The following is a 6,941-nucleotide window of genomic DNA, read 5'->3' as shown; positions in this document are numbered from 1 at the left end:
TGGAGCTGCGTGACGGCGATAAATCCCGTTTCCTAGGCAAAGGCGTCACCAAAGCAGTTGACGCGGTGAACGATCCTATCGCTCAGGCCCTGACTGGTAAAGATGCCAAAGATCAGACCGCTCTGGATAAAACCATGATCGACCTGGATGGCACTGAAAACAAATCCAAGTTTGGCGCAAACGCCATTCTAGCTGTGTCGCTTGCCGCCGCCAAAGCCGCTGCCGCTTCCAAAGGCATGCCTTTGTATGAGCATATCGCGGAGCTGAATGGCACCCCTGGCAAATTCTCCATGCCGCTGCCGATGATGAATATCATCAACGGTGGTAAACACGCCGATAACAACATCGACATCCAGGAATTCATGATCCAGCCGGTCGGCGCAAAAACCATTAAAGAAGCAGTGCGTATGGGANNNNCATAATCTGGCCAACGTTCTGAAAAGAAAAGGAATGAACACTTCCGTGGGCGACGAGGGCGGCTACGCGCCGAACCTAGAATCCAACTCCGAGGCGCTGTCCGCTATCAAGGAAGCGGTCGAGAAATCCGGTTACGTATTGGGTAAAGACATCACCCTAGCGATGGACTGCGCGGCCTCTGAATTCTTTGAGGAATCTACCAGCAACTACAACCTAAAAGGCGAAGGTAAAACCTTTACCTCGCAGGAGTTCACCCATTACCTAGAAGAGCTAACCAAACAATATCCGATCGTTTCCATTGAAGATGGGATGAATGAGTCCGATTGGGACGGCTTTGCTTACCAGACTAAAGTACTGGGCGACAAAATCCAGCTGGTGGGCGACGATCTGTTCGTTACCAATACTAAGATCCTGAAAGAAGGTATCGACAAGGGTATCGCTAACTCCATTCTTATCAAATTTAACCAGATTGGTTCGTTGACCGAAACGCTGGCAGCGATCAAGATGGCCAAGGATGCCGGTTATACCACCATTATTTCCCACCGTTCCGGCGAAACCGAAGATGCGACCATCGCCGACCTGGCGGTAGGAACCGCGGCTGGCCAGATAAAAACAGGTTCGATGAGCCGTTCCGATCGCGTGGCGAAATACAACCAACTAATTCGCATAGAAGAAGCCCTGGGTGACCGCGCTCCATTCAACGGTCTGAGTGAAGTGAAAGGCCAGGTGTAAGTCAGGTATGCGATTCTGCTCTGGGCCCAAACGCCCCCGGCCCGGAGCGGGATTTTTTATTCACAACTGCGATCCCTGCTAGCGAATTCTGACGGGCAAGTAATACTCAATCTTATCCACAGCCGTCATCACGAGAAATGTATGCAGTACCCTCTTAACGAAATTTTCCAGACCCTCCAGGGCGAAGGCTACTTTACCGGCGTGCCGGCGATCTTTATTCGTCTGCAGGGGTGTCCAGTAGGATGCAGCTGGTGCGATACCAAACATTCCTGGCAGCAGGGCGCGGCCGATCAAGTAGCGACGGGGAAAATACCTCTGAAAACCGCCAACAACAGTCTCTGGGCCAGTATCACGGTGGAAGAGATGATTACGATGATCGCGCAGCAGGGCTGGGCCGCCCGACATGTCGTGATAACCGGCGGCGAGCCCTGTTTGCATGATCTGATACCCCTGACACATGCCCTGGAACAGCAGGGTTTCAGTTGCCAGATTGAAACCAGCGGCACCCAGGAGGTTCACTGTACGCCGCAAACCTGGGTGACGGTGTCACCGAAAATTAATATGCGAGGTGGACTGCCGGTACTAGTGCAGGCGCTGGGCCGCAGCGATGAAATCAAGCATCCAGTTGCGCGTCAGCGCGATATCGACGAGTTGGATGCGCTGTTGCAGATCTTGCATGATACAAAACAGCGGATTATCTCGCTCCAGCCCATCAGCCAGAAAGAGGCGGCCGCCCGCTTGTGTATCAAGACCTGCATCGCTCGTAATTGGCGATTATCGATGCAAACCCACAAGTACCTCAACATCGCCTAGGGGGCTGCCCGCTAGTGTTTCCTCACAATTAACGGCTGCGGTGCGCGGCGCGAATTTTTGAGTTAGGGGTTAGAGCATATGGCCGTTTGGCCGAGAGTAGCAGGGGTAGGGAGACGTTTGTCATGATAACATTGACAGGGCTGTGATTTCATATCCCCAATACGACACATTGTACTCCACTGCACCCGCTAAGGCAGCGGAATACCCCCTCTCTGTTGCTCCAAGAGCCGCCTTGACCGCCATTCCGCCTCCGATAGACCTAGTCAGCCGTTAATTATTTTTTCCATGTTTTGAATCTTTATAATTTAATTCCTTTTATATTAAAATGATAAATATAATAAATATCTATATAATTGGTAAAATAAATGCGTGATGTGGGTCTCTTTGGTTTTCTTCCTGACGGATACCCTTATCAGGAGAAATCCCTTTTCACATAATAAAAGATATAAATTTATATGCCAGGGGCATACGATTAATCCGTAGAATATATTCTTATTTAACCCGTTTTTTTACATAGAACAAACCGGAAATTAGCACAATAAGTTAAAGAGGATCGCATGTAAACCACCATAATTTTTCTCAGAAAAATGGGTAAATTTCGGTTCTTTAGTTAAGAGTGGGGGAATTATGCGTATTCTTGTTATCCGATATTTATTATGAATGTCACTATGACATTATATTTCATCATCCCTATCTATGTCATTGCGCCCCTGGGTAACAGTTATTCCCCTATATGAGCCTCTGAATATAGGTCATATTTACGCCAGACCAGCGCAAAAACAAACGGATAACCCTGTTTGTTCATCATCCTATCTCAGGCGGTACTGGGTGTTTACTGGTTAGCTTTTCCCACCGCGTGCAAGGGGAGGAGACGACAATTTAACCAGGCGGCTGGGGAGAGGGACCGTTGACAACGGCGTCTTTATTAGCCTCGGTAGATGCAGCCCGCGGTACAGGTTTCTTTAACGGCCACAGCGCTTAACAGCGGCAGTTGCGGTTTGAGCTGCTGCCAAATCCACTGCGCTAGCACTTCGCTGGTAGGATTCTCCAGGCCAGGGATATCATTGAGATAATAATGGTCCAGCCGGTTGAGGATCGGTTTGAAGGAAGCCTTCAAGTTAGCGAAATCCATAATCCAGCCGGTGTGGGGATCCACCTCGCCGGTCACTTCTAGGCGCACTAAAAATGAATGTCCATGCAGTCGACTGCACTTATGTCCCGTGGGGACATAGGGCAAACGGTGGGCGGATTCAAAGGTAAAGTTTTTATATAACGTGGTAATCACTGTCGCTTCTCTTCTACTATACATTGACTGCATAATAACTGTTATACGCTCTATGATGCCACGGATCGCGCCTCCAGCAACCCCCTCGACGGAAAATAAGGGTGACACGGCGAAGATGCCTACGCTGCTGACGATATCTTCTTCAGTGTAAAGTGCTGGGGTCCCTGGGTTATTCTATCGGTAGCTACAGTAAGTTTAACATCATTTATATATTAAAATATTTATTATTATTCACATCGAATATTTTATTATAGACTAGTGAGTGGTTAGACTTACAAACATTAATGATCTTTAATTGCCCGTCCTGGTGTGTCGGCAAAAGGAACTTCTTACCTCTATGACGAAACAGGTCCCTTTTTCTACTACAGTGCTGCCGCTAAACGCAGAGCAGCTAGATCTCCTGCAGGCGCAGCAACCGGTGATTTTTCTCCTCTTCAGTTGGCCTGGATTTCCGGTTATTTTTGGGACGGGTAGCGAAGGGCCAACAAAGTGTGCAAGCCGCAGCACCTATTACGCTACTTAGCGCCTCGCAAACTGGCAACGTACGCCGGCTGTAGCGGAGCTAGGGCGCAGAGAGTTTGCACGACTGGGTGGACGCCAATGTGGACTATCAGTCGTAGGCCGAGGCCTGGTGCGTCGCGATGATGGAAAGACTTAAGGAGCGGGTGGCTATCTCCAAGTCCAGCACAGCAGCAATTAGCGGTCAGAGGCAATGTCAACGAAGTTGATTCCAACCCCTATACCAAGACGCACCGCTCAGCGCGCATTTGTCAGTGAATCAGAAGAATAAACAGCTGTCAATCGTACAAAGATGTACGCCATTTGGAGGATTGATTTAGAGGATTCCAGGCTGCGTTATCAGCGGGGGATGCGCGCTGGGGTATGATAAAAAACGATCTGGCGATGCTGTGGCTCAATGGCCACGAACAGGTCCAGGTAGCCTGGCAGACGCTGTCCTTCGGCGAAGATCTGCAAAAACATTACGAGCTGACGCAAAACACCTCGGCCATTGTAGAAAGCTATGCCGCTCTCGTGCGGGATGAGGAAAGTAGTGATGGACAAAGCGCATTACATTTGCGCTTGGACGCATATCGTCGATATAGCACTCGGCGTGCCCATTGAACTGTGCGCCGAGCAGCTTTTGGGGCTGCTGTGCCGCCCGCGATGACGCAGCGCCTGTATTTCACGCGTCATTGTAGGCGGGGAAGTCGGCGAAATCGATAGCAATTAGTCCGGGTCGATAGAAATGAATAAGCGTCATGGTTATTTTTAAGGAGTCATCGACATGAACAATGCCATAGCCTAGGAAATCTCCTATCAGGGCTGTATAGAAGCGTATCTGCACGCCTACAGCAGCATAAAATCCTGCTGGGTTTTTAACCTGTAGGCAGCGTCAATGATGGCAAAAAGTACCCTGATCAGTCGCCTGCTTGCACGATAACTTGACAAATCTACGAGGATCATCATCTATCGGAGCTGCACACTGATAACAAGCGCTTCGGCACCCATAGCGACAAGCTCAATCTAGCACTACTAGAGTAGGCAGTCTACAGACCGGGTGCGAGCGGGGGCATTACTATCGATGTCACCTATCGTTATTTTTAGACCGAAAAAAGTAAGGTTATCATTGCCGACACGCCGGGCCATAAACAATGCACCCACAATATGGTCACCGGCGCATCAACCTGCGACCTAGCCATCCTGCTTATTGACGCACGAAAGGTGTACTGGATAAGGACCCGGCTGCCATAGCTTCATCAGTACCTTTTTAGGCATTCTCCATTTAGTGTTGGCGGTGATCAAGTTGAACGAGCGGCAGCCGATGCGTTTCTCGCTGCAGTATATTAACCGCCCTAATCTGGATTTTCGCGGCTACGCCGGTACCGTGGCGATAGGGTATTACGCATGGGGCAGGAGGTACAAGGTGCCGACCGGCATAACGTCCACTATCAGCCGCACCGTGACCTTTGACGGCGATTTGCCCGGGGCCTTGTGGCCGGCGAAGCGGTTGCCTTGGTTCTAGCGGATGAATTAGATGTCAGCCTCGGCGATCTTCTGGTGGACGCCAGAGAGACGCTGACGGCAGTGCAAAACGCCCAGATGGATGTGGTGTATATGACTGAATAGCCGCTGGTAGCGGGCCAGAGTTTCGATATCAAGATCGCCGACAAGAAACTCGTGCTCTGGTGGACAATATTCAATATTAAGTGGATATCAACACCCTGACCCAGTTCGTGGCGAACAGTCTACAGATAAACGATATCGGCCTGGTGTAACTGGAGTTTGATAAGCCGATGATCTTGGAGAAGTACGCCGATAACCCGACCACCGGCGGCATGATTTTATCGACAGGTTAAGTAATGTCACCGTCGGCGCCGAATATGGTGCGCCAACCTTTGCAGAACATTTATCTTGAACCGGGCTCCTACGGTGAATTCGAGCTAGCGCTGAACGCGCCGGAGCATGCGCTGCATCAGCGGGGCGTAAGTACTTATCTTGTTGGACAGCGACAACGTGCGACATGGTTTTTGTCGCGATCTGGGCTTCGGTGAAGATGACCAACGCGAGAATATCCGCCATGTGGGCGAGGTAGAGAGGCTGATGGTGGACGCCGGCCGCTTTATAGAAGTGTTTGTCGATACGCCTCTGGCCATTTTCGAGGTACGCGATCCCAAAGTTTTGTAGCAAAAATCCCGCGCCGGCGAGATGCTTAATTTCACCGGTATCGACGCGGTTTACGAGGCGTCTCACAGTGGCCAGATTTGCATCTGGATAGCTAACAATTGGTAACAAATTTGACCGGATGTTTATTAGATCTGCCTGCTCGATAAGCGTGTTATTATCAAGCCCTGAGAATGCGCTTCCGGCGACAGGGGAGCCTTCGCCGGCGATTACCAACCAGAAACAGGTCTTGATACCGAACGTTACTGAGATAAAATGCGCTATCCCATTAAAATTCAGCCTTGCTCCTGACCGTAAGTTTCACTGGGATGAGACGTCATGCGCCCTATGGGGTGGTATGGTATCGCCGGGTTTATTTTTTACTGGCTGGCTTTTTGCCGTGCCTATCCTGCAATTTGGTGCCAATTCCCTATTTTTCCTGCTTTACACCTGGCTTTTTTCTGGTGCTGCTGACGATGTATGTTGATAGGAGTGATCTATGGTATTCTGCCAGGCGACAAATTATGGCTGATGGTACTGGTCACCGGCCTGTCTGTATTCGCCTGTTCTGGCTGGGTGTTCACCTTTCTATTGGGGTGGTAAGGGCCTGTGTGCGCCCTCGGCCCGGTAATAAAGCATAAAAATCAGGAAAAATTTCCTGAACAGCTGTATTTTTGCTGGTTTTGCTGCGCTATTTGCCGGTTGGTATTGAGTCTGGCCGCAAGTTATGGGATGATTAACACTGTCATTCATGGGGATGGGATGGGAAAACTTACGCTGCTATTATTAGCATTGCTTGGCTGGCTGCAGTATTCACTGTGGCTGGGTAAGAATGGTGTGTGCGATTTGGTGCGCGTTGAGAGCGACGTCGCGGCGCAACAAAGCAATAACGCGCAACTCAGAGCGCGCAACGATCAATTGTTCGCCGAAATTGACGATCTCAATGGTGGCCAGGAAGCTATCGAGGAACGCTCGCGCAACGAGCTTGGCATGATTAAGATGGGCGAGACCTTCTATCGCCTAGTACCGGAGC

The 6,941-nt window shown here is 50.1% G+C and carries 9 protein-coding genes and 2 pseudogenes; 9 read left to right on the top strand and 2 right to left on the bottom strand.

Annotated features, from left to right (window positions below):
• The 3 genes and pseudogenes from eno (BG74_RS16790) to queE all read left to right on the top strand — a co-directional run.
• Nucleotides 1-413 (top strand): annotated as a pseudogene (gene eno / locus BG74_RS16790) (phosphopyruvate hydratase); the annotation flags it as partial.
• A gap of 4 nt (nucleotides 414-417) precedes the next feature.
• Nucleotides 418-1,149, top strand: a 732-nt coding sequence (gene eno / locus BG74_RS16785; RefSeq protein ID WP_439895662.1) for a phosphopyruvate hydratase, incomplete at its 5' end; no start/stop codon positions are given.
• Nucleotides 1,150-1,290: 141 nt separating this feature from the next.
• A complete protein-coding gene (gene queE, locus BG74_RS04980; RefSeq protein ID WP_066597032.1) occupies nucleotides 1,291-1,962 on the top strand; it encodes a 7-carboxy-7-deazaguanine synthase QueE in 672 nt (223 codons plus the stop codon).
• Nucleotides 1,963-2,887: 925 nt separating this feature from the next.
• Here the strand turns inward: queE and queD are convergent.
• On the bottom strand, nucleotides 2,888-3,247 hold the full coding sequence (gene queD / locus BG74_RS04975) for a 6-carboxytetrahydropterin synthase QueD (RefSeq protein ID WP_066597031.1): 360 nt from the start codon (nucleotides 3,245-3,247) through the stop codon (nucleotides 2,888-2,890).
• Between the two features lie 882 nt (nucleotides 3,248-4,129).
• On the opposite strand from queD, the gene BG74_RS04970 reads away from it, so the two are divergent.
• A complete protein-coding gene (locus BG74_RS04970) occupies nucleotides 4,130-4,369 on the top strand; it encodes a hypothetical protein (protein WP_066597030.1) in 240 nt (79 codons plus the stop codon).
• A gap of 61 nt (nucleotides 4,370-4,430) precedes the next feature.
• On the opposite strand, the gene BG74_RS13185 is transcribed toward BG74_RS04970, so the two are convergent.
• Nucleotides 4,431-4,592 (bottom strand): hypothetical protein, encoded by a 162-nt coding sequence (locus BG74_RS13185; protein WP_187202656.1) that lies wholly within the window; start codon nucleotides 4,590-4,592, stop codon nucleotides 4,431-4,433.
• Between the two features lie 278 nt (nucleotides 4,593-4,870).
• Between BG74_RS13185 and BG74_RS20530 the strand changes: the two genes are divergently transcribed.
• The 5 genes and pseudogenes from BG74_RS20530 to ftsB form a co-directional block, all read left to right on the top strand.
• Nucleotides 4,871-4,999 (top strand): GTP-binding protein, encoded by a 129-nt coding sequence (locus BG74_RS20530; protein ID WP_439895663.1) that lies wholly within the window; start codon nucleotides 4,871-4,873, stop codon nucleotides 4,997-4,999.
• A 52-nt stretch (nucleotides 5,000-5,051) separates the two neighbouring features.
• Entirely contained in the window at nucleotides 5,052-5,270 is a 219-nt protein-coding gene (locus BG74_RS20525; protein WP_439895661.1) for a hypothetical protein, read from the top strand.
• A 430-nt stretch (nucleotides 5,271-5,700) separates the two neighbouring features.
• Nucleotides 5,701-6,024: pseudogene (locus BG74_RS13175) on the top strand (adenylyl-sulfate kinase); the annotation flags it as partial.
• 26 nt (nucleotides 6,025-6,050) lie between these two features.
• A complete protein-coding gene (locus BG74_RS19605) occupies nucleotides 6,051-6,395 on the top strand; it encodes a DUF3561 family protein (RefSeq protein ID WP_066597028.1) in 345 nt (114 codons plus the stop codon).
• Between the two features lie 275 nt (nucleotides 6,396-6,670).
• On the top strand, nucleotides 6,671-6,941 hold a 271-nt coding region (ftsB, locus tag BG74_RS04955), incomplete at its 3' end, for a cell division protein FtsB (protein ID WP_066597046.1).

Origin of the sequence: Sodalis-like endosymbiont of Proechinophthirus fluctus, from assembly GCF_001602625.1 — a bacterium.
Classification (GTDB): domain Bacteria; phylum Pseudomonadota; class Gammaproteobacteria; order Enterobacterales; family Enterobacteriaceae.
Note: the sequence above shows the minus strand (reverse complement) of the source record. Positions and strands in the feature narration are given on the sequence as shown.